General features: G+C 63.0%; 18 protein-coding genes and 5 pseudogenes. 9 read left to right on the top strand and 14 right to left on the bottom strand.

Annotated features, from left to right (window positions below; translation table 11 throughout):
• The first annotated feature begins 222 nt into the window (after positions 1-222).
• The 3 genes from B1756_RS16190 to B1756_RS16200 all read left to right on the top strand — a co-directional run bounded on the left by B1756_RS16190 (position 223) and on the right by B1756_RS16200 (position 3,362).
• Positions 223-840, top strand: a complete 618-nt coding sequence (locus tag B1756_RS16190) for a universal stress protein (RefSeq protein WP_086889493.1) — start codon at positions 223-225, stop codon at positions 838-840.
• Positions 841-999: 159 nt separating this feature from the next.
• Positions 1,000-2,565, top strand: coding sequence for a long-chain-fatty-acid--CoA ligase (locus tag B1756_RS16195; protein WP_086889494.1), 1,566 nt, complete (start codon positions 1,000-1,002; stop codon positions 2,563-2,565).
• Positions 2,565-3,362 carry an enoyl-CoA hydratase-related protein gene (locus B1756_RS16200; RefSeq protein ID WP_086889495.1) on the top strand — a complete coding sequence of 266 codons (798 nt, stop codon included), beginning with the start codon at positions 2,565-2,567 and terminating at the stop codon, positions 3,360-3,362. The genes B1756_RS16195 and B1756_RS16200 overlap by 1 nt, the downstream gene beginning before the upstream one ends.
• Positions 3,363-3,528: 166 nt before the next feature.
• On the opposite strand, the gene B1756_RS16205 is transcribed toward B1756_RS16200, so the two are convergent.
• From B1756_RS16205 to B1756_RS20250, 8 genes and pseudogenes are all read right to left on the bottom strand, one after another.
• Positions 3,529-3,978 (bottom strand): dCTP deaminase/dUTPase family protein, encoded by a 450-nt coding sequence (locus tag B1756_RS16205; protein WP_086889496.1) that lies wholly within the window; start codon positions 3,976-3,978, stop codon positions 3,529-3,531.
• A gap of 40 nt (positions 3,979-4,018) precedes the next feature.
• Positions 4,019-5,332, bottom strand: a complete 1,314-nt coding sequence (locus tag B1756_RS16210) for a carboxylate--amine ligase (protein WP_086889497.1) — start codon at positions 5,330-5,332, stop codon at positions 4,019-4,021.
• A 103-nt stretch (positions 5,333-5,435) separates the two neighbouring features.
• Entirely contained in the window at positions 5,436-6,665 is a 1,230-nt protein-coding gene (locus B1756_RS16215; RefSeq protein ID WP_086889498.1) for an RNA-guided endonuclease InsQ/TnpB family protein, read from the bottom strand.
• 3 nt (positions 6,666-6,668) lie between these two features.
• Complete coding sequence (locus tag B1756_RS19105) at positions 6,669-6,818, bottom strand: DUF2080 family transposase-associated protein (protein WP_006666493.1); 150 nt, start codon at positions 6,816-6,818, stop codon at positions 6,669-6,671.
• Between the two features lie 426 nt (positions 6,819-7,244).
• Positions 7,245-7,647 (bottom strand): annotated as a pseudogene (locus tag B1756_RS16220) (response regulator transcription factor); the annotation flags it as partial.
• 419 nt (positions 7,648-8,066) lie between these two features.
• Positions 8,067-8,741: an enoyl-CoA hydratase/isomerase family protein gene (locus tag B1756_RS20240; protein WP_394340686.1), complete on the bottom strand. Its 675-nt coding sequence runs from the start codon at positions 8,739-8,741 to the stop codon at positions 8,067-8,069.
• 1 nt (position 8,742) lies between these two features.
• Positions 8,743-9,036, bottom strand: a complete 294-nt coding sequence (locus tag B1756_RS20245) for a 3-hydroxyacyl-CoA dehydrogenase family protein (protein ID WP_394340687.1) — start codon at positions 9,034-9,036, stop codon at positions 8,743-8,745.
• The gene (locus B1756_RS20250; RefSeq protein WP_394340688.1) at positions 9,036-9,965 is read right to left on the bottom strand and encodes a 3-hydroxyacyl-CoA dehydrogenase family protein; all 930 of its coding nucleotides are present in this window, start codon (positions 9,963-9,965) and stop codon (positions 9,036-9,038) included. The genes B1756_RS20245 and B1756_RS20250 overlap by 1 nt, the downstream gene beginning before the upstream one ends.
• Between B1756_RS20250 and B1756_RS19950 the strand changes: the two genes are divergently transcribed.
• From B1756_RS19950 to B1756_RS16245, 6 genes and pseudogenes are all read left to right on the top strand, one after another.
• Positions 9,964-10,683 (top strand): acyl-CoA dehydrogenase family protein, encoded by a 720-nt coding sequence (locus B1756_RS19950; RefSeq protein ID WP_228434399.1) that lies wholly within the window; start codon positions 9,964-9,966, stop codon positions 10,681-10,683. The genes B1756_RS20250 and B1756_RS19950 overlap by 2 nt on opposite strands.
• Before the next feature lies 1 nt (position 10,684).
• Positions 10,685-10,981 (top strand): annotated as a pseudogene (locus B1756_RS20090) (acyl-CoA dehydrogenase family protein); the annotation flags it as partial.
• Positions 10,982-11,087: 106 nt separating this feature from the next.
• Positions 11,088-11,228 carry an acyl-CoA dehydrogenase family protein gene (locus B1756_RS20095; protein WP_267128245.1) on the top strand — a complete coding sequence of 47 codons (141 nt, stop codon included), beginning with the start codon at positions 11,088-11,090 and terminating at the stop codon, positions 11,226-11,228.
• Between the two features lie 160 nt (positions 11,229-11,388).
• A pseudogene (locus B1756_RS16235) lies at positions 11,389-12,025 on the top strand (ribonuclease H family protein).
• Positions 12,026-12,168: 143 nt separating this feature from the next.
• Positions 12,169-12,616, top strand: a pseudogene (locus B1756_RS16240) (DUF2240 family protein).
• 45 nt (positions 12,617-12,661) lie between these two features.
• A pseudogene (locus tag B1756_RS16245) lies at positions 12,662-13,104 on the top strand (DUF7993 family protein).
• On the opposite strand, the gene B1756_RS20355 reads toward B1756_RS16245, so the two are convergent.
• The 6 genes from B1756_RS20355 to B1756_RS19255 form a co-directional block, all read right to left on the bottom strand.
• Positions 13,101-13,262: a hypothetical protein gene (locus B1756_RS20355; protein WP_394340689.1), complete on the bottom strand. Its 162-nt coding sequence runs from the start codon at positions 13,260-13,262 to the stop codon at positions 13,101-13,103. The pseudogene B1756_RS16245 and the gene B1756_RS20355 overlap by 4 nt on opposite strands.
• The gene (locus B1756_RS20360) at positions 13,259-13,732 is read right to left on the bottom strand and encodes an HAD-IC family P-type ATPase (RefSeq protein WP_394340703.1); all 474 of its coding nucleotides are present in this window, start codon (positions 13,730-13,732) and stop codon (positions 13,259-13,261) included. Before B1756_RS20360 ends, B1756_RS20355 begins: the two co-directional genes overlap by 4 nt.
• On the bottom strand, positions 13,632-15,575 hold the full coding sequence (locus tag B1756_RS16250; protein WP_394340690.1) for a heavy metal translocating P-type ATPase: 1,944 nt from the start codon (positions 15,573-15,575) through the stop codon (positions 13,632-13,634). Before B1756_RS16250 ends, B1756_RS20360 begins: the two co-directional genes overlap by 101 nt.
• Before the next feature lie 128 nt (positions 15,576-15,703).
• Positions 15,704-16,561 carry a sulfite exporter TauE/SafE family protein gene (locus tag B1756_RS16255; protein WP_086889500.1) on the bottom strand — a complete coding sequence of 286 codons (858 nt, stop codon included), beginning with the start codon at positions 16,559-16,561 and terminating at the stop codon, positions 15,704-15,706.
• A gap of 200 nt (positions 16,562-16,761) precedes the next feature.
• Positions 16,762-18,099, bottom strand: coding sequence for a hydroxymethylglutaryl-CoA synthase (gene hmgB, locus B1756_RS16260; protein ID WP_086889501.1), 1,338 nt, complete (start codon positions 18,097-18,099; stop codon positions 16,762-16,764).
• A 136-nt stretch (positions 18,100-18,235) separates the two neighbouring features.
• Positions 18,236-20,008, bottom strand: coding sequence for a hypothetical protein (locus B1756_RS19255; protein ID WP_152031330.1), 1,773 nt, complete (start codon positions 20,006-20,008; stop codon positions 18,236-18,238).
• Between the last annotated feature and the right edge of the window lie 41 nt (positions 20,009-20,049).

A 20,049-nucleotide genomic window follows, 5' to 3' on the forward strand; every position in this document is an offset into this window, starting at 1 on the left:
GACCGACTGACGGGAGTCAGACGCGCTGTCAGTGGCCCAGAAACGGGAGTCTCACACGGTCTGTTCGGTATTCACTCGAGCAGATCGACCTACTTGCGCCGACGGCTGCCGGCGGCGTGACTGGGGGTCAGAACGCACGTCACGGTGGACGACGGCCTCGAGAATCCCGGCTCGCTGGAATTTGCCGGCCAGTATAAAGGATTGCGACCGTAGGTTCAGGTGATGTATCAGGACGTCCTCGTTCCGACAGACGGAAGCGACGGCACGCGGGAACCGCTCAGTCACGGACTCGCGGTCGCCGATCGATTCGACGCGACGGTTCACGCACTCTCGGTCGTTCCGGATGGGCCGTTCGGGGCCGACGGCGAGGCGGCCATCGAAACAGCCAACCGGGCGGTCGAGCGCGTCGACACCGAGGCCCAGCAGGCTGGGCTCGAGACCGTGACCGCCGTCGAGCGCGGCGTCCCGCACGAAGAGATCCTCGCGTACGTGGCCGACAACGACGTCGACATGATCGTGATGGGGACGCAGGGCCGAACCGGCCTCGATCGCGTCCTCCTTGGCAGCGTCGCCGAGCGCGTCCTCAGGCTGGCAGACGTGCCGGTCGTCACCGTTCGCTCGACGGGCGACCTCCGCGTCGAGGACGCGACAGCGGCCGAAACCATCGCCCGGGAGGAGGCCTCGCACGAAGGATACGACGACGTCGACGTCCGCGACGAGCCACACAGGACGTCTGCGTCGTGGATCGTCCCGGTCGAGGCCGACGGCGACTCCCTGCACGTTCACGTCGACGCGGTCTCCGGCGAGGCTCGAGTGGCCGGCTCCGGCGGACCCGACTGACGAGTGTCTGCCCATCTGTCGTCAGCGTGGACAGGATGGGGCGGCTCGAGCCGTCTGGCCCGGGAAGCCGTGTCGATCGGCACGTCGGTATCGGATCGTATCTGTGCAGAATAACAATGTAAATCCTTTTGGCGGCTGACGAATCAGTGTAAAGCAGGCATGGCAAACCTTGTCAACAACGTCGCGTCCACCGTTCGCGAGTTCGGCTCGAACGCCGCGATCTGGTACGACGGGACCGAGATCAGTTACGAGGAGTTGTGGGCACAGACGGGTGCCTTCGCGGCGGGACTGAGAGAGCGGGGAATCGACGCTGGCGATCGCGTCGCGATCTACCTCCCGAACGTTCCGCAGTTCGTGCTCGCGTTCCACGGGACGCTCCGGGCGGGCGGGGTCGTCGTCCCGATGAATCCCCAGTACCGCTCACGCGAGATCAGTCACCTGCTCGGTGACAGCGAGGCGACGGTCGTCGTCACGCTGGCCGACCTCGTCCCTGTCGTCGAACAGGTACGCGAGGAGACGGCCGTCGAGCACGTCGTCAGTGTCGGAGGAGACGCCGAGGGAGCGACTCCCTTCGAGGAGTTCCTCGCGCCGGGCGATCCAGACGTGGTCGAGCGCGAACCAGACGACGTCGCGGTCCAGCCGTACACGAGCGGCACGACCGGCCAGCCCAAGGGCGTTCAGCTCACCCACGAGAATCTGTCGTCGAACGCCAAGTCGGCGGCCGAACTCATCCCCGAGGGCTGTCGACCCGACGACAAACAGATCGGCGTCTTGCCGCTGTTTCACATCTACGGGATGACCGTCGTGATGAACGTCGCGCTGTTCAACGGCGCGGCCTACTATCCCCGACCCGAGTGGGACGTCGAGGACGCTGTCTCGCTCGTCGAAGCCGAGGAGATCACGATCTTCCACGGCGTGCCGGCGATGTACAACGACATCATCAACCAGCCCGACGCCGAGTCGTTCGACTTCTCGTCGGTTCGGATGTGCGGCGTCGGCGGCTCCGGCATCCCCGCCGAGGTCCTGCGGACGTTCGAGGAACTCTACGAACCGAAGGTCTACGAGGGCTACGGGCTGACCGAGACGAGCCCAGTCACCCACTTCAACAGCCCACTCTCCGGCCGACGCGTCGGCAGCATCGGCAAGACGGTTCCCGGCGTGGACTCGAGGGTCGTCGACGGCTCCTTCGAAGCGGTTCCGCCGGTCGAGGAGGGGCCGGTCGACGAAGACGAGGTCGACTTAGACGAGATCACCGGCGAGATCGTCGTCGCCGGCCCCAACGTCATGACGGGCTACGACGGGTTGCCGGGAGCGAACGCCGAGGCGTTCACCGAAGCCGACGGAAAACGCTGGTTCCACACCGGCGACGTCGGCTACCACGACGAGGACGGCTTCTTCTACGTCGTCGACCGCGAGAAACACATGATCGTTACCGGCGGCTACAACGTCTATCCGCGCGAGGTCGAAGAACTCCTCTTCGAGCACCCGGGCGTCGCCGACGCCGCCGTCGCGGGTATCCCCGACGACCGCCGCGGCGAGACCGTCAAGGCGTTCATCGTTCCGACGCCAGACGCCGAGGTGACCGAAGACGAGATTCAGGAGTACTGCCTCGAGCGGCTCGCGGCCTACAAACACCCACGCGAGGTCGAGTTCGTCGACGAACTCCCGCGCACCACGACCGGCAAGGTCCAGAAGTTCAAACTCGCCGGGGAGGGTGACGACTGATGTCGCTTGGAGACGCCGTCCTCCTGGAACGAGAGGACCACGTTGCCCGGATCACCCTCAACCAGCCAGACCGCAAGAACGCCCTCTCCTCGGCGATCAGCGACGGCCTGATCGAGGCCCTCGACGAACTCGAGGGCAGCGACGCCCGCGTGATCGTCATCCAGGGAGCCGGTGGCGCGTTCTGTGCCGGCGGTGACGTCGAGCGGATGGTCGAGGGCATCGAAGGCGACACGCCAGCAGACGAGCGGGCCCGGGCGCTCGAGCGCTCGACGACGGAGCTGTTCGGTCGCCTCGTTCGGTTTACGATCCCGACGGTGGCCGCGATCGACGGTCCTGCAGTGGGTGCGGGGGCGAACCTCGCACTCGCCTGTGACGTGCAACTGGCGAGCGACCGGGCGGTGTTCGGGTTCGTCTTCCGACAGGTCGGACTGAGCCTCGACGCCGGTACCTCCTACCTGCTCCCGCGGGTCGTCGGCGAGAACGTCGCCAGGGAACTCGCACTCACCGGCGACATCTTCGGTGCCGACCGCGCCGAAGAGATCGGTCTCGTCAACCACGTCTACCCCGAAGACGAGTTCGACGAGGAAGTCGACGCCTTCCTCGAGAAGATCGTCTCGGGGCCACCGATCGCGCTGCGACACGCGAATCGACTGATCGGCGAAGGCCTCGAGAAATCCTTCGAGCAGGCGCTGGCCGACGAGGCCTACGCGCAAGGGATCGTCTTCGATACCGACGATCACGAGGAAGGCGTCCGCGCGTTCCTCGAGGATCGCGACGCGGAGTTCGAGGGGCGCTGACAACCAGCAGACTACGGATCGGCCCGAAAATTACTTTTCGCTGGGTGGGATTCGAAACCGGCTGCAAAGAGCGCGGCGTACACTCATACGGTTCACTCTGGGGCTTTTCCGGTCCCGCCGCGACTCTGGAGGCGGCTGCGCCGGAACACCGGTACAGGAATCCGTATCAGCCGTTCCGATTTCCCGGAGTCGGTACCAGCGTCGACACGCGCGCGTTCTCTTTGATCTGCAATCCACCGTCGGCTACGGTGAGGGGCATCAACGGCAGGTGCGTCGCCACCAGCATCGTCGGGTGGGACCCACCGCGAGCGAGCAGTTCGTTTCGCGGCTGGAGCCACAGTGGCTGCCCGGGCTCGAGCAAAAACTCGTTGTGCTGGAGGACGTACTGGCCACCCTCGAGGTCCCACCAGCCGTACTCGTCGTCGGGGTCGCGTTTCTCGGTCGCGACCGGCTCGAGGTCGGCGTCTGCGAGTTCGTCGCCACCGAAGTCGAGCCGACCGGGGGCGGCTACCTCGTAGATGGCGCTGACGGTCAGATCGACGCCGTGGTCGTGGACCTGTGCTGGTTCGTAGACGAGGTTGTCGACCACCTCGCCGAGGGAGTGGTCGGACGACATGCCACTACGTGTGGTCCCGGTGACGGCCAAAAAACGTTGCCTAGAACCGCTCGATCGTGCTCTTGATCGTCTCCGTGATCGACGTGAGCTGGCGACTGCTGGCGGTCGGGGGCTCCTCGAGCGTCTGGTCTCCCGCAGGCGGGTCGTCCGCGCCGGCAAGCAGCTGTCGGGCGGCGTTGCGACTGTCCTGGACGAACGGACCGAAATCGTCCGGATCGAGGTAGTCGAATCGCGGGTGCAACGCGAGCGTGAGTGCCATCTCGAGGATCGTCCGCGAGAGCTTGGGGCGGTCGACGACCGGATACTCCTCGTAGAGGATGCTGTGGAGGTGCAGCAGTTCGCCGCGGAGCAGGTGGCCACCGAGCCCGATGTCGTAATCCGGCGGATCCGGCAGCTCTCGCCCGGTCGCCTGCAGCCAGTAGAGGTACGGAAAGTCGACGCCAGCTCGGACCGTAAACGGCAGCGACGTCCAGAACCGGGGGTTCACCTCCATCAGTTTGAACTCGCCGGTCTCCGGATCCCGGAGGAACTCGACCATCGCGAGGCCGTGCCACTCGAGGTGGTCGAGGAGGGCGTGGCCAGCGTCGTACAGTTCGGGGATGTCGACGGACTCTCGATACGCACTCGGACCACCGGCGTACTTCCAGCCGCGACGCTGACGGTGCTGGAACGTGGCCACCGCCTCGCCGTCCCGATAGAGCGCGAAGAACGCGTACTCGTCCGAGTCGGGGACGTACTCCTGGACGATCGGAACGTGTCCCATCCGGTCGACGAGCCGGGACCGGTCCGGCGCGTGCCCGGCGGGGATGTACCGCGTCGAGAACGGGTTCGTCTGTCGGGTGTCGAAAGCCGGCGCATACTCGGGCGTGTGAACGGTGTATCGAGGTTTGACGATGCTGTCGTCGTCCCAGGAAGCCCACTCGTCGAATGGCTTCGTCTCGGGGCTTGCGACCCCTGCCTCGCTCGCCGCGTCGAACAGTCGCACGCGATCCTGGACCGTCCGAAGCTGTGGGAGCGTCGGCCACGCCGTGGCGATCTCGCTCTCGAGGGATTCGACGTTGCGAGCGAGGACGTAGATGTCAGCCTCCCGAACCGGGATGATCGTGCAGACGTCCTCACGACGGGCGAGCTCGAGGATCGCGTCTTCGTAGGCCTCGAGGTCGAGTGCGGGATCCGGGACGCGTACGGTCTCGTCGACGTACCGTGACCTGAATCCCGGTGGCGAGCGCTGTTCTGAGATGGCGATCGTCTCGATGCCGCGCCTCCCGAGTGACCGCATGCACGCGACGCTGCTGGCCGCATCGATCGCTGGAACGACGACTTTCCCGTCGACTCCCTGACGAGGACCGTCCATGCGACCACCGTGACACCATCGGTGTATAGTTAATCGTTGGTACGGCGGCGCGTCTGCGGCGGTAATCGACCCATATCGTTGTCCCGGTGACTTCCTCCCCACCCTACTCGCTCACGGCTTGCGCCGCTCGCTTCTTGAGGGTGGGGCTTCCTGTTTCCACGACGCGCTTTGCAGGAACCGAATCGGTCCCCGTAGGGAGCGCAGTCTCCGCAGGCGTTGATTCGGGACAGCCCGTCCCTACTTGTTTCAGTCCGCGCACCAAGATGTTGTAGGCCGCGTTCCAGTCTCTGTCCGCCGTGAATCCACAGGAAGGACAGGAGTGTTTGCGGACCCACAACGGCTTGTCTGACTCGGCACCGCAGGCCGCGCACTCTTTGGTCGTCCCGTCCGGATCGACGGCCACGAAGTGTGTTCCTTCCCGTTCGCACTTGTACTCGAGCATCCGGAGGAACGTTCCCCACGCTGCTCCGGCTCGGTTGCGGCTGTTCGTTGGGAGTTCCATCAACCCCTTGGCGTCGAGGTCTTCGACCGCAACGAGGTCGTACTCTCGAGCGTAGTGGTTAGAGAGCTTGTGCAAGAAGTCCCGACGCTTCCGTTGCATATCGGCGTGGCGCTTGGCGACGACTCGCTGTTGCTTGCGGTAGTTCGACGAGCCGTGTTCTTTGCGTGAGAGTTTCCGTTGCTCGCGTTCCAGCCGCTCGCGTTCGTCCGAGAGGTCGGGACGTTCGACAGCGGTTCCGTCCGTGTCGTGAGCGTACTTCAGGATGCCCACGTCGATCCCGACACAATCCTCGAGTGTCTTGGGTTTCTCTGGTGGTTCGTCCTTGGTTTCGATTCCAAGGACGGCAAACCACTCGCCGGTCGGTTCTTGCTTGACGACGATCTCTTTGATCGTAGCGTCGCCGGGAACGTCGCGGTGGTAGACCATTGGAATATCGCCGATTTTGGAAAGAGAAAGTACAGCACGGCCACTCGTGTTTTTGAGTTCGAAGCCGGTTTGACTGTACGTGATCGAGCGATATTCCTTCGGAGCCTTCCACTTAAGTTCGCCGACACGATAGCCGTTGTCTTTTCGCCCTTTCAGCGTCGAGAGGTTGTCATACAGCCGCTGTACGACCTTCTGTAGCACCTTCGAGTGGACTTGTTTCAGGTCGGTCCACCAGTCCTTGAGGTCGGGAAGAACCGACTGCTCGGAGTATGCCGACGTGCCGTCCTCTCGGTTGAGCCGGTACAAGAAGTGGTTGTAGACCTGTCGGCAGGTATCGACAGTCCACGCTAGCCGTTCGTGGAGTTCGTCGGTCGGGTTGAGTCGATACCTGTAGTTGTAGCGCATGGTCTACTCGTCTTCGTCGGACGGATCGGTGACGCGGACGACTTTGACAGTGGCACCCCGCCACCGTTTGGGAACGAGTACGTGAGCGCCATTGCCGGTTGGTTTGACTTCGGCTTCGTGAACTTCGTGCCCTTCGACTTCGTACCGATCCATTACTAATGTTTAAACTAAGTAGAAACATAAAGCTACCGATGGCGTGGGCCTGCGGGCCTGCTGTAGAACTGTCAAAGAAACACGAGCGGCGTTGACGAGACGCAAAGTGTTCTCGTTCGCACACCAGAAATCGAATATTTCTGGGGACGTCCTCAGAAACGCTCGCGTTTCTGATGGGCTGCACAAGAGCTTGCTCTTGTGAACGCTGTATCCCCTCCCTGCTCGCGCCTTCGGCGCTCGCTGAGGAAGGGGCATTAGCGCCTCGATTTAGGTAACAGGTCGAGGGTGGGCGTCACCACGCACTCGAGCCACGCGGGGAAGCCACCGATCGCTATATCTGCCCGGGCCGTGAGACGCCTGTATGGTCGACGTGGGTACTGCAGACCTCGAACGGTACGTGCGACTCGTCGGTCCGGATCCAGATCCGGACTCGAGGAGTGCCTTCTTCGAGACGAGTGCGTAGTACTCGGATGTCGGCCTCGTAAGACGACCGAGCCGAGACGTCGTCGACGATGTCGAGCAGTTCCTCTTTCGAGACGGGCTTGACGAGATAGTCGTCGAAGCCCATCTCGATGATGTCGAAGGTCCGGGTCCACGGCGTTACCATGACGACGCGAGCGTCGTACTCGATGTCGCGTATGCGCTCTAGGACTTCGTCACCCAGAGTCCGGGCATCCCCGGTCAGCAAACGACCTCGACCGAGTCGGCCATCTTCTCGAGAAGCTTCCTCGCCGTCGTAGGCCGTTTCACGGACCACCGTCTGCAACCAGGCCGCGAACAGGTCTGCCAGTCGGGCCTCGTCTCGACGACGAGTACCTCGACCGGGCATCGCCGTCCGCTTGCCCACCGTTCCTTCGTCCATTCCAGCCACGCGTCACCAATGGAACCTCTGGTTCATAAAACTCGCGACATATGTATCGTTCACACGATTTCGTCGATTAACCACAGTTCGAAGAATAAAAATTATCCGTCGACGAGGCAATTTGCGTTTTTGGACACTCCGTCCCGAGTGGTAAAGCTACCGCTCGAGTGCATTCTAGTGGTCCGCGTTCACCCACTCACAATCGCGCTGTAGCCACTGGAGGGGGTGCGAGGCAACTCGACGATCGTCGGCGTCTCGAAAGAACGTGTCGTACCGGCCGAGGCGTTTGCTGGTCGTCGTCGGACTGCTACTTACTTCCCTTCGAACTCCGGTTCGCCGTCACCCATGAAGGCTGTGAATCCCCTCCATGAGGTCGTCGGTGCCCATCAGGTGGCCGAACGCCGAGGACTCGTACTCGAGGCCGGCGTCCGGTGTCGTTGCGTCCGGCGAGGAAGGGCTCGCTTGGTGAACTTGTTCGCGATCGGCGGCCCGCCCGCGAGCTGGCGGCCAGCTCGAGTGCGCGTTCTTCTGCCGATTCGGCCTCGTGGACTTCGTTGACGAAGCCGTAGTCGGCATGGTCTCGGCGTCGTAGCGGTCGGCGGTGAGCACGATTTCTTTCGCACGACCTCGCCGACGATCTTCGGGAGGCGCTGGGTGCCACCCCAGCCGGGGATGAGACCGAGGTTGAGTTCGGGCTGGCCGAACTCCGAGCGGTCGCTCGCCACGCGCAGGTCCGCACTGGCTGCCAGTTCCATGCCCCCACCGAGACAGTAGCCGTCGATACCGGCAACAGTCGGCAGGTCACAGGCCTCGAGCTTGCCGAAGACGCGCTGGCCTTCTCGAGAGAGTTCGCCGCCCTCGAGCGGATCGGCCCCGCTCGCGGCCATACTCTGGAAGTCTGCGCCCGCGGAGAACGCGCGGTCGCCCTCACCGGTGAGACAGATCGCCCGGATCTCGTCGTCGTCTTCGAGCAGGTCGATTGCCCGATCGAGGTCTTCGAGGACCTGCTCGCTGATGGTGTTCATCCGGTGGGGTCGGTCGATCACGACGTGGCCGACCATCTCACCCGGATACTCGATGCGGAGAGCCTCGAACTCGGCTGTGTCGTCCTCGGCGTCCTGCTCGTAGAACCCACCCTCGGCGGCACGTTCCTCGAGGTAGTCGGCGGGTTCGTACCGTGCGTGGCCGCTCTTCCTCGTGGGCTTCCTCGAGCGTCTCGAGGAGGTCATCGAGACCGTAGTCGTCGGCCATCGTGACTGGCCCGTCGGGGAAGCCGGCCCCGAGCTGGGTGGCACGGTCGATCGACTCCGGCGGTGCGACGTCGCCGCCGATCAGTTTTGCGACCTCGTTTGCCATTACCGCGAGGAGACGGGCCTCGACGACCTCGGAAATTTCGTCGGTCGGGATCTCTGCTCCCGGGCCGTCCTCGTATCGTAGAATCCCTTGCCGGTCTTGGTTCCGAGGTTCTCGTTTTCGACTTTTTGCTCGAACAGCGGGCTCGGCTCGTAGGTGTCTCCGAGGACGTCGTGCATGTACTCGAGGACGTGGTAGCCGATGTCGATGCCGGTCATGTCAGCGAGTTCGAACGACCCCATCGGGAGGCCCATTCCGTACTTCGTCGTCGAATCGACCTCTTCGATGGTGGCGTGGTCCTCGTGGACGAGCCACGTCGCCTCGTTCATCAGTGGGACGAGCACGCGGTTGACGATGAATCCGGGTTCGTCCTTGTGCACGCGGACGGGTGACTTCCCGAAGTCGTCGGCCAGCTCCTCGATCACGTCCAGGGTCTCGTCTGCACTCTCGGCACCCGAGATGACCTCGACGAGGTCCATCCGAACCGGGGGTTGAAAAAGTGCATCCCGCAGAAACTGTTCGGGACGCTCGGTGAACTCCGCGAGGTCCGTGATCGAGAGACTCGAGGTGTTGGTCGCGAAAATCGTGTGGTCGGGAGCGACCGACTCGAGTTCTTCGTAGACGTCCTGTTTGATCGCCATCTGTTCGGGAACGGCCTCGATGACGACGTCGACGTCACCACAGGCCTCTTCCATGTCAACGAACGGGCGTGATGCGCTCGAGGGTCGCCTCAGCGACGTCTTCCCGATGCGGTCGTTCTCGGCGAGTTTTCCGAGTGACCACTCGATCTGATCGTAGCCGTCCTGGACGAATTCTTCGTTGATGTCCCGCAAATGGACGTCGTAGCCGGCCAGTGCCGCGACCTCTGCGATGCCGTGACCCATGTTCCCTGCTCCGAGAACTGCGACGGTGTTGATATCGTCGAGATCCATGCTCGACTATCCGACTCGCGACCGTTTCAACGTTTCCCTCTTCCAGAGAGAGAACTCTGTTTTAGTTTACTCCGGGTTACAAAGGACTTTATCGCTGGCTCCGAAAGGTCGACTATGGAATTCGGTCTCAACGAAGAGCAAGAACAGATTCGTGAAGAGGTCCAGCGGTTCGCGGAGAACGAATCGTCCCCGTCGCCGAAGAGTACGACGAGGAGAGAAGTATCCCCACGACGTCGTCGATAAAGCCGCCGAGATGGGCCTCGTTGGTTCCTCCATCCCGTCGAGTACGGCGGTGCGGGCTACTCGACCGGTCGAGTCGATCCTGATCGCCGAGGAACTGTTCTCCTACGACCCCGGATCGCACTCTCGATCCTCTCGTGCTCGTTCGGAACCGAGGGCCATCGAAGAGTTCGGAACCGAAGACCAGAAAGAACGCTTCCTCGAGCCAGTCGCGCTGGGCGAGAAAATCTCCGGTGCCGCCATCTCCGAGCCAGACACCGGCTCCGACGTCTCCTCGGTCTCGACGCGCGCCGAAAAAGACGGCGACGAGTGGGTCATCAACGGCAACAAGATGTGGATCACCAACGGTAGCATCGGTGACTTCTTCGTCGTCCTCTGTAAGACCAACCCCGACGCCGAGGGCCGTTACAACGGCTTCAGCCAGATCGTCGTCGAGTCCGACCGCGACGGCTTCAGCGCCGACAAGATCACCGGGTAAGATGGGATCCGCGCCTCGGACACGGCCGAATCATCTTCGACGATGTCCGCGTCCCCGAGGAGAACCTCATCGGCACTCGCGACGCCGCTTTCATGCAGCAGATGCAGTTCTTCGACGCCACCCGCGTCGGCGTCGCCGCCCAGGGCGTCGGTATCGCGAAGGGTGCTACCCGGCGAAGCCCTCGAGTACGCCCAGGACCGCGGAACAGTTCGGCAAGCCAATTGGCGAGTTCCAGGCCATCCAGCACAAGCTCGCGGATATGGCGACCCAGACCGAGGCCGCCCGCAACCTGACCTACAAGGCTGCCTGGAACGTCGACCAGGGCAACGACATCACCAAACTCGCCTCGATGGCCAAGAGTACACCTCCCGCGTGGCCGTCGACGTCGCAAACGAGGCCGTTCAATCCACGGCGGCTCCGGCTACGTCAACGACTTCCCCGTCGAGCGCTTCTACCGCGACGCCAAGATCACCCAGATCTACGAGGGCACCACGGAGATCCAGAAGAACGTCGTCGCCCGCGAACTGCTCGGTAAAGGCTTCTAGGCCTCGCGTCGACGACCCCCACGCGAACCCGTTCGACCACGCTCGGGCACACGTCGTTCTCCCGGTTTTCCCCGTCGTTTCGCCCATGGAGGGCCTGCAATCGCGCGTCTGTCTCTCATTTGTGCCACAGATTTAAGGTAATCAGCTACTTCCCCCACGTATGGCCGCTCACGGCCGGTCTGCACTGCGGACCTGTTCGACGAGTCGCCCGACCCCCACATCGCCCACCCTCCGCGGACCCATCATCGTGACTTCTACGTCGCTACCGACGGGTCCTTTCGAACGGCTGGCGGTGGACTCGGCGCCGTCATCGAAACGCGCGACGGCACCCGCGTCGCTCGCATCTCGGCGCCGGATACCCGCCGGACAACAACGTCGCGAATATCGGGCACTCCACCTCGGGCTCGACGTCCTCGCCGCGCGCGCCCCCCGAGACGCATCCGTCGTATCCTCGTCGATCAACGACGTCTCGCGAGCAACGTGAACACGGCGGTGCTGTCGACGAGCTATCCCGAGGGGGCGGCTCCACGGCCCATCTCCGTCCCCGCCGAAACGCACAATCACTGGCGCGGGATCGAGGCCCGCCTCAACGGCTTCGCCGAAGTCCGTGCCGCCCGGATCGACAGCGACCAGAATCCGGCCCACCCGCTCGCGAACGCACCGGAGCAGTACCGCCACGTCAACCGCGAACCGGATCGCTGCGTCCTCCCCGATCCACCCGAGCCCGCGTCAACGTCGTCCGATTTCCGCCACCGTCTCGAGCAGACCGGAACACCGGTGGCCGGGCCTCCGACTGACCGGTCCGAGGGTCGCCGCCCCAGGTAGCCCACCACTTCGTCCGGTCGTCTCGAGTGCCCCACGGCAGGCGAGTCCGTGAGCAGAGACGATCGGTACCATTTTGAGGACACTCCGCCGAGTCGATGCCGATGAGTCTCCGGGGTTGCCGTCGCCGCACCCGTTCGTCCAGCACGGCACCCGGGCGCTCGAGGAAAGCGAGTTCGTCGTCGCTCTCTCGCTCGACCGTGACTGGTTCTCGCCTGACCAGGCGAAACGACTGATCGACATCGCGACCGAAGAGGGGCTGCTCGAGCGGGAAGGCGACGACCTCGTCGCCTCGTTTTCCCCCGCTGAGGTGACGATTCCAGAGGACTTCGTGCCGGAGGAAGACCTCCTGCAGGAACGGTCGGCGTTTGAGCGCGTCCTCGACGGCCTCGTCGCCGAAGGCGTCGAGAAACACGAGGCCGTCGGCGCGATCAACGGCGTCCAGCAGGAACTCGGCGTCACGATCGAGACCGCGGCCGTGGTCTACGCGCGCCGCGAAGGACTCGTAGTCGACGACCTCGTCGGGGGTGGCGCGAGCGGCGCTCGCGGATGCGTCCACGGACTGAACGCCGTCCACCGATAACGCTCGAGAACAGTACGAGGCTACACAGATGGTCATCGATCGAATTACAGACGGAACCCGAATCGCACAGCTACTCGCCTCCGAACTCGACGGCAGAGAGGACGGCGGCCTCGAGACAGTCAGCGTCGTCAACGCCGATCGCGACGTCGAACCGACCGCGGCCGGCGCGCGAGCGTACGACGTCGTCGTCTCGGCTGGCGTCGACGGAGCGAACGCAGCGACGCCGAGCACGACGACAACGACGGCATCGAGCGTCTGGCGCAGGTGTTCGTCCACCCGGATCGAGCCCGGGTGACGCTCGAAGCCGAATTCGGCGTCGTCGAGGCAGCCGCTGGTGACGTCGATCTCGAGGTCGTCGGAGGGAAAGACGGGAAGGACGAAGACGAATCTGGGCCATCGGTGGTCGTCGACAGCGCCGCGGCAGTCAAGCGGGCGACAGACGTCGTACAGCGAGTGCTTGCCGACGGCTAGTCCTCGTCCGGGAGCAACGGTCGCGAGGAGTTCGTGACGACGAGGATGCTACTCGTCGCCATCGCGATGGCAGCGAACAGGGGATTGAGCAGCCCCGTGATTGCGAGCGGGATCGCGATGCCGTTGTAACAGAACGCCCAGCCGACGTTACCTTTCACCCGGCGGTCGGTGGCGCGAGCGAGGTCGAAACCGTCTCGACCGAGGCGAGGTCGTCGTCGACGAGCGCGACGTCGGCGGCGTCTGCGGCCATCGCCGTGCCGCCGCCGAGGGCGATGCCGAGGTCTGCGGCCGCGAGCGCAGGCGCGTCGTTCGTCCCGTCGCCGACCATCACGGTCAACCCCTGTCCGCGCAGTCGTTCGACCGTCTCGGCTTTCCCTTCCGGCGGCACGCCGGCGAAAACCTGTCCGACCGCGCCGTGGTCCTCGAGCCGGGCAGCCGCTCGTTCGTCGTCGCCGGTGAGGACGACGACCTCCGCGCCGGCGTCGGAAATTGCCGACAGCGTCTCGTCCCAGCTGTCACGGAGTTCGTCACCGACGACGATCAGTCCCTCCGCGACGCCCGTCGCGCCCGACGGCGACCGGGACGCGGCCAGTCTCCCGGCGTTCGTCGATTCGCGAACGAAGCCCAGCGGGCACCTCCCAGCCGAGGTCGTCGAAGAGATCAGGGTGACCGGCGACGATCTCCTCGTCGTCGACGACGCCCGAGACGCCGTTACGGTGACTCTCGAAGGACTCGAGGCGGTCGTCGACAGACGCACCGTCCTCAGGCTCGGCCTCGGTCGCCTCGAGCGCGCCCCCGTCGGCCACTGCCTCGTCGTCGGCCACCTCGTCGCCAGCCGGGGCGACCTCGGCGATAGCTCGTCCGATCGGATGGGCCGATTGCGACTCGAGGACGGCCGCTCGCTCGAGAAGCGTGTGGTCGAGGTCGGCGTCGACGACGGTCATGTCGCCGGTCGTCAGCGTCCCGGTCTTGTCGAAGACGACCGTGTCAGCTTCCTTGATCCGCTCGAAGACGCTGTCGTCGAAGACGACGATCGAGCGCTCGAGGGCGTCGCGGATACCTGCAGCCACGGCCAGCGGCGTCGCGAGCCCGAGCGCGCACGGACAGGAGACGATCAACACGGTGAGACCGACGAGCAACGCGGTTGCGAGGCCGGCCCCGAGGACGAGGTAGACGGCCGTGATGACGACTGCGAGCGCGAGAACGAGCGGGACGAAGATCGTCGCCAGTTTGTCCGCGAGTTTCTGGATGCCGTGGGTACCACTCTGGAGGTCCCAGACGAGTTCGGTGATTCGATCGAGCGTACTGGTCGCGTCCTCGCCGACGCGAACCGTGATCGACCCGTCTTCGACCATCGAGCCGCCGACGACCGGGTCGGTCGACGCTTTGGTGACCGGGAGCGACTCACCGGTGACGACCGCCTCGTCGACGGCCGCCTCGCCGTCGACCACCTCGCCGTCGATCGGCACGCGTTCGCCCGCCCGGACGAGCACCCGGTCGCCCGACTCGAGATCGGCGATCGGGACGTCCTCGTGGTCGCCGTCGACGATCCGGCGGGCCTCGTCGACCTGCACGCTCGTCAGGTCCGAGAGTCGATCGATCGCCTCGTCTTTCAGCGAGGATTCGTAGTACCCCCCGACAGTGACGATGACGATGATCGCGACGGTCACGTCGTAGTACAGCTCAGGCTCACCGGCGACGATCGAGAGCGTGCTGTAGAGGTAGGCACTGATGGCAGCGATCGCCACGAGCAGGTCCATGTTGGGCGAGCGCGTCCTGATACCGACGTAGGCCCCCTGCAGGATCGGCTTCCCCGTAAACACGAGGATGATCGTCGTCAACACGGCGATCATGAGGAAAAACGGCGTCGCAAGGTCGCTCGCGAGCGTCGCCTCGAAGTACTCGAGCGTTCGCTCGTCGTAGAAGAAGGCCCCGAAGTAGGTGGGGTAGATGATGACGAAGTACTGCATCATCACCATCATCCCCATCAGGACGCCGACGGCGAGTCTGGCCATCGCCCAGTCGTCGGCTCGGCGCCGGCTGAACGCGTCGTCGCGGTCGTAGGCGGTGTATCCGAGGCCGCTGATGCGCTCTTTCAGGTCCTCGATCGACACCGCATCGGGATCGTGGTCGATCCTGACGGTGTCGGTCACGTAACTCGAGCTGGCGGCGCTGACGCCCTCCTCGGCGGTGGCGACGGACTCGATGAACGCCTCGCAGGACGAACAGTACATCCCGTCGACCTCGAGGAAGGTCGATTCGTGTCCGGGCGGTCGCTCCTGTTCGTCGGCGTCGTCTGCTCGGTGGGCTTCCCTGACGTCGTCGGCCTCGACACCCTCGACGTCGCCGAGGACCGCGTAGACGTCCCGGCAGCCGACACAACAGAAGGCGTTCCCGTCGGCGATGACGCCGCTGCCCTCGACTGGCAGGTCACAGAGCGTACAGCCGTCGTCTGGATGGTCTGTGGTCATCGTCTGGGGTCAGATCGTCGTGTCCTCCCGTGTCCGGCCGCGTGCCGTCGGTCGTCGTTCAGTGATCGGTTCGACGTCTGTCCTCGGCCATCGACTCGAGCGGTGGTCACCCGCTCGAGTGAGCCGTTTCAGTGGTGGTCGTGTCCACCGGTCTCGACGCCGGGGACGTCGATCCCGTCGTAGAACGGGAGTTCGGGGTGTGGGACGTGGTAGCCGAGGCTCATCAATCCGTGGGCGACGAGCACGTACCCGAGCACCACGAACGCGAGTCCGAGCAGCCGATGGACCCGTCGTCGGTGGACGACGTCCACCGAGTCGATGATCGTGCCGTAGGCGAAGACCGCCGGGATGGTCCCGATACCGAGAGCCGCGAGCGCGAGCGCACCACCTGTCGGCGACCCGATCGCGAACGCGTACAGGTACGCCGGATAGAGCACCGGACACGGCAAGAGTCCGTGGACGGCCCCCAGCCCGACGATTCCCGGCCCGCTCGCGAGTCGGTCGACGTACTGCATCAGCCACGCCGTTACGCGCTCGAGCCCCGGAATCTGCACGCCGCCGGTCGTGCGCCCGATCAGGTAGTAGAACCCGGTGAGGACGACGAACCCGCCGATCACGAGGCCGATGACTCCGCGCGCGACGTCCGCGAAGGCGGTCAACTCGCCGGTGGTGACCAAGAGGACGCCACCGAGCGCGCCGAAGGCCGCGCCGATGAGCGTGTAACTCGCGGTTCGGCCGAGGTTGAACAGGGCGTGCTGGCGGACCGCGTACGTCGTGAGGTGGCCGCGACGCCCGGAGCGGTTCGTGGCCGAAACGCCGCTGTCAGTGCCTACAGCGTCGGTTCCGCTCCCGCCGCTTGCATCCCCCATCCGGCTCGCGTAGACCGTCACGAGCGGCCCACACATTCCAATACAGTGGGCGCCGGCGAGGACGCCGATGAGGAGGAACAACAGCACGTCGATCCCGAGGACGGTGAACGGATCCATGGCTGGTCGAAGACTTGTCGTTGCTCGACCTATCCGCTCGAGCACGTAGTGCGTTTCGCCTCGCAGCCGCTGGACTCTGGTTCAATTCTCGAACGGAGGTGTGAGACGGTCGGTCGACTCGAGGGCATGAGCACGTCAGCGGATTCGAAGGCATCGAGGAACCCCGAGCGCTGCAGTATCGAAGAATACAGCGGTCCGTCCTACTCGACGTAGCGGTACTTGCGCTCGCCCATCCGCCCCCAGCCGTCGAAGGCGAACTCACCCTCGGGAGCGGTGAACTCCTCCATCTCGACGTCCATATCGTGGTTGTGGACGTCGTGGACTTCCTCGTAGTCTGCCCAGTCCATCTCGTAGCGGGCGGTGAGTTGTTCGTCGACGTTCAGTGCTTCGATTTCCTCTTCCCAGCCCGGACAGACGGTCTCGGCATGGATCTCGGCCTGCGCGCCGCTGCCGTAGGAGCCGACGAGCAGCGTCGATCCGGTCATGTCCTTGCCGGCCTCGAGTGCGGATTTCAGCGCGCTCGCACGAGCGATGTGGACCGAGCCCGTGTACCAGTTGCCGACCTCGCGGGAGATTGCGAGCGTCGGGTCGATCGTCTCGGCGTACCACTCCCGGTAGCGGTCGGTGTCCTTGAGCGAGTCCATGTACTCGCGCAGGGCGTCGTGGAAGGACTCCTCGTCGTCGAAGGCCTCGGCGCGAGGCTGGCGGCCGATCTCTTCGGCGAGTTCGTCCTCGACCGCGGTGTCGCGGGTGACGTGGCGGTACGCGAGCAGGGCCGCTTTCCGGACCATCCCCGGGAACGGCGTGTGGAACGGTGCGTACGCGAAGTCGTCGGGATGGACGTCGCCCGCCACGCTCTCGTAGTCCTCGAGCGCCTCACGCATGCGGGCGAGGTAGACCTGCACGGAGCGTTTGCCGTCGACGGAGGGGAACTGCTGGTTGGGCTTGAGGAAGTCGGTCTCGTCGGCAGAGCCGTAGCCCTGATGGGTCGAGAGTTCGACGAGGCTCGGGTCCTCGTCGATGAGCATGGCGACCGCGCCGGCACCCTGGGTCGCCTCGCCAGCGTCGCCGCGGGCGTACAGCGCGGTGTCGGTCGCGATCACGAGCGCGGCGCGGCCGCGATTTCGACCCGCCTTGATCCAGTTATACGCGTCGTCCAGACTCTGGGTGCCAGCGATGCAGGCGAACTTGCGCTCGCCCTTGTTCGCGTGGTGAAAGTCACCGTCGAAGACCTGCTCGAGGCAGCCAGCGACGTACGTCGAAACGGGTTTCGAGTTGTCGAACGCGCTCTCGGTCGCGACGTCGATTCGGCCGATATCGTCCGGCTCGAGGCCCTTGCGCTCCATTAGCCGGTGGGCAGCGTTGGCCCCCATCGTGACGATGTCCTCGTAACTGTCGGGGAAGGAACTGGCGTTGAGTCCGAGGCCTTTCGTGTACTTCTCGGGGTCTTCGCCTTTCTGCGGCGCGAACGTGCCGGGCAAGTCGAGTTTGAGATTCCCGGTCCAGATCTCGAGCGCGTCGATACCGACTGCTGTCATAGCCAGTTAATGTTGACGGGGATATATGGTATTGTCGTTTGAGGTTTCGACGGATGACGAACCTGGACTCAATGATATAATTGTCCTATGGATCAAATTGTTCAACTCCTAGAGGAGTGAAGTTACCAGCCAGACACTAACACTGGTCCCAGACAACCCGATTCTCTTCTTGTGACTCTAAGGCAGCCTCTTCGCCCTCATTTAACTGTACAGTATAGCATAATCCCCCTTCAATATCGGCTACCAATTCGACGGGGTAGGTATCCGGGTCACCAGGTGGACCGCCTGCACCCCACTCTAGCTCCACTTGCCCACCAGTGGTGTCTTCCACTACTTCAGTATCTTCTTCTTCTACGTTATTCTCTCCAGAGAATGTTATTGTATTTCCTTCACTCGCCGTTTCAAATGTGATTGTAACTCCTTCGGCCGCATTATCTCCGGAGCGCACATCCATTTCTGTTTCAAGCAAATCAAATGTTGTATCGCCTTCGCCCCCATCATTACCATTCCCTTCGTCTGGTGGTGATGGTCTGTCAATCTCCTTGGTTGTGACTGTTGCAGTTACATGGACTTCTTCAGAAACTTCTGTTTGAGGATGGCCTAGGACGGCTAAGCCTGTAGAGCGCCATGCTCGGATCGTAACTGACTTGTCGTCAACATTAACGATTTCTGCAGTGTATACACGATCGTCTCGATCTTGAACTACGGTTGCGGTTACAACTGGTACTTCATCCTCATCAAGATCCCAGATTCGTTCACCGTCTTTCGTCCCATCATCTGTGAAATACACCGTTTTGCCATCCTCTCCATCAGTCTCTACTGTCCACCCATACGTCTGTATCTGTCCAGGGTCGGAAACTGGTTGATCAGAAAGGTCACCAATTCGAACCCGTCCGTCACTTCCCGTTGAATCCGGAAGATTGTCCTTTTCGATTCGCTCAACGTTCCCAATCATCTCATCAATATTTTCTATTTCATCGATTTCTGCGCTAGGTACTGGATTATTGAATCGATCTCGGAACTCTACGATCGTTGCTGATTCCTGTTCGTCCGTCCAGAGATATTCGACCCGATCCTCCGGACTCCCTTGAGTTGCATCACCGATCCCCACCTCAGCCATTCGAAGATTGTACGTCCCAGGTTCGAACGTGATCGTCACGATTTCGTCATTCGCAGTGATTTGATGATCGGTGGTCTCAGAGAGGGTTTCCTCCCAGTGCTCGGGACTATTCGTCGGGAGCGTTACTTCCATTGGATCCTGACTATCACTTTCGACGCTGATGGTGTTCGTCGACGTGCTGAACTCTCGAGGGTCAACTGTGGCCGTCCGCTGGCCGAACTCGGAATAGTTCCCCTGAAGAGTAACGATTGTAATTTCGTTTCCGTCGACGACGAGCTGGGATTGGCCACCGACGTTTAGCCGTTCGTCGTTCGGGTGATGGTTGTACAGGAGGCCGTGTTCGTATCTCGTTTGCGGGGCGTTTTGGTATTCATTATAATTGGGCGAATACGTGAGACCATAGGTTCGATATCCATCCTTCCAGCCGTCGCTAACCTGATCGGAGTCATCAACTGGAATTGCATTTTCGATGGTAATCTCTCCGATCGGTTCGCTCTCCAATGATCCTTCCATTGGCCCCGGGTTTATCCCAAACGTTCGGGGTGGATATGAAGTTCCCAAAGAGACGGATTGGGAGGTTCCACTGTTCCCACCAGGAACCGATACAATGGTATTACGTACTTCCTGAAGGTCGTCCTGAACATCCTGGTTGTGCTCAATTTCGACGACTTCGTTCTCTGCAGGGACGGAATTAACCTGATAGAGCGCCAGCGCCGTGATGAGAATCGCAAGCAGTAACACAGCACCGATCTGGACGGTTACGCCACGCTCGTCACCCCCACGAATCATACGTGGTGATAGTCACACCAACGTATACGCTTGTTGGCTCG

This window comes from Natrarchaeobaculum aegyptiacum (genome assembly GCF_002156705.1).
Classification (GTDB): domain Archaea; phylum Halobacteriota; class Halobacteria; order Halobacteriales; family Natrialbaceae; genus Natrarchaeobaculum; species Natrarchaeobaculum aegyptiacum.

Excerpts from the sequence above, each read along its gene's own strand:
- B1756_RS16190 (WP_086889493.1), top strand. The coding sequence starts at position 223 with ATGTATCAGGACGTCCTCGTTCCGACAGACGGAAGCGACGGCACGCGG.
- B1756_RS16195 (WP_086889494.1), top strand. The coding sequence starts at position 1,000 with ATGGCAAACCTTGTCAACAACGTCGCGTCCACCGTTCGCGAGTTCGGC.
- B1756_RS16200 (WP_086889495.1), top strand. The coding sequence starts at position 2,565 with ATGTCGCTTGGAGACGCCGTCCTCCTGGAACGAGAGGACCACGTTGCC.
- B1756_RS16205 (WP_086889496.1), bottom strand. The coding sequence starts at position 3,978 with ATGTCGTCCGACCACTCCCTCGGCGAGGTGGTCGACAACCTCGTCTAC.
- B1756_RS16210 (WP_086889497.1), bottom strand. The coding sequence starts at position 5,332 with ATGGACGGTCCTCGTCAGGGAGTCGACGGGAAAGTCGTCGTTCCAGCG.
- B1756_RS16215 (WP_086889498.1), bottom strand. The coding sequence starts at position 6,665 with ATGCGCTACAACTACAGGTATCGACTCAACCCGACCGACGAACTCCAC.
- B1756_RS19105 (WP_006666493.1), bottom strand. The coding sequence starts at position 6,818 with ATGGATCGGTACGAAGTCGAAGGGCACGAAGTTCACGAAGCCGAAGTC.
- B1756_RS20240 (WP_394340686.1), bottom strand. The coding sequence starts at position 8,741 with ATGGTCGGCCACGTCGTGATCGACCGACCCCACCGGATGAACACCATC.
- B1756_RS20245 (WP_394340687.1), bottom strand. The coding sequence starts at position 9,036 with ATGGCAAACGAGGTCGCAAAACTGATCGGCGGCGACGTCGCACCGCCG.
- B1756_RS19950 (WP_228434399.1), top strand. The coding sequence starts at position 9,964 with ATGCTCGACTATCCGACTCGCGACCGTTTCAACGTTTCCCTCTTCCAG.
- B1756_RS20250 (WP_394340688.1), bottom strand. The coding sequence starts at position 9,965 with ATGGATCTCGACGATATCAACACCGTCGCAGTTCTCGGAGCAGGGAAC.
- B1756_RS16250 (WP_394340690.1), bottom strand. The coding sequence starts at position 15,575 with ATGACCACAGACCATCCAGACGACGGCTGTACGCTCTGTGACCTGCCA.
- B1756_RS16255 (WP_086889500.1), bottom strand. The coding sequence starts at position 16,561 with ATGGATCCGTTCACCGTCCTCGGGATCGACGTGCTGTTGTTCCTCCTC.
- hmgB (WP_086889501.1), bottom strand. The coding sequence starts at position 18,099 with ATGACAGCAGTCGGTATCGACGCGCTCGAGATCTGGACCGGGAATCTC.
- B1756_RS19255 (WP_152031330.1), bottom strand. The coding sequence starts at position 20,008 with ATGATTCGTGGGGGTGACGAGCGTGGCGTAACCGTCCAGATCGGTGCT.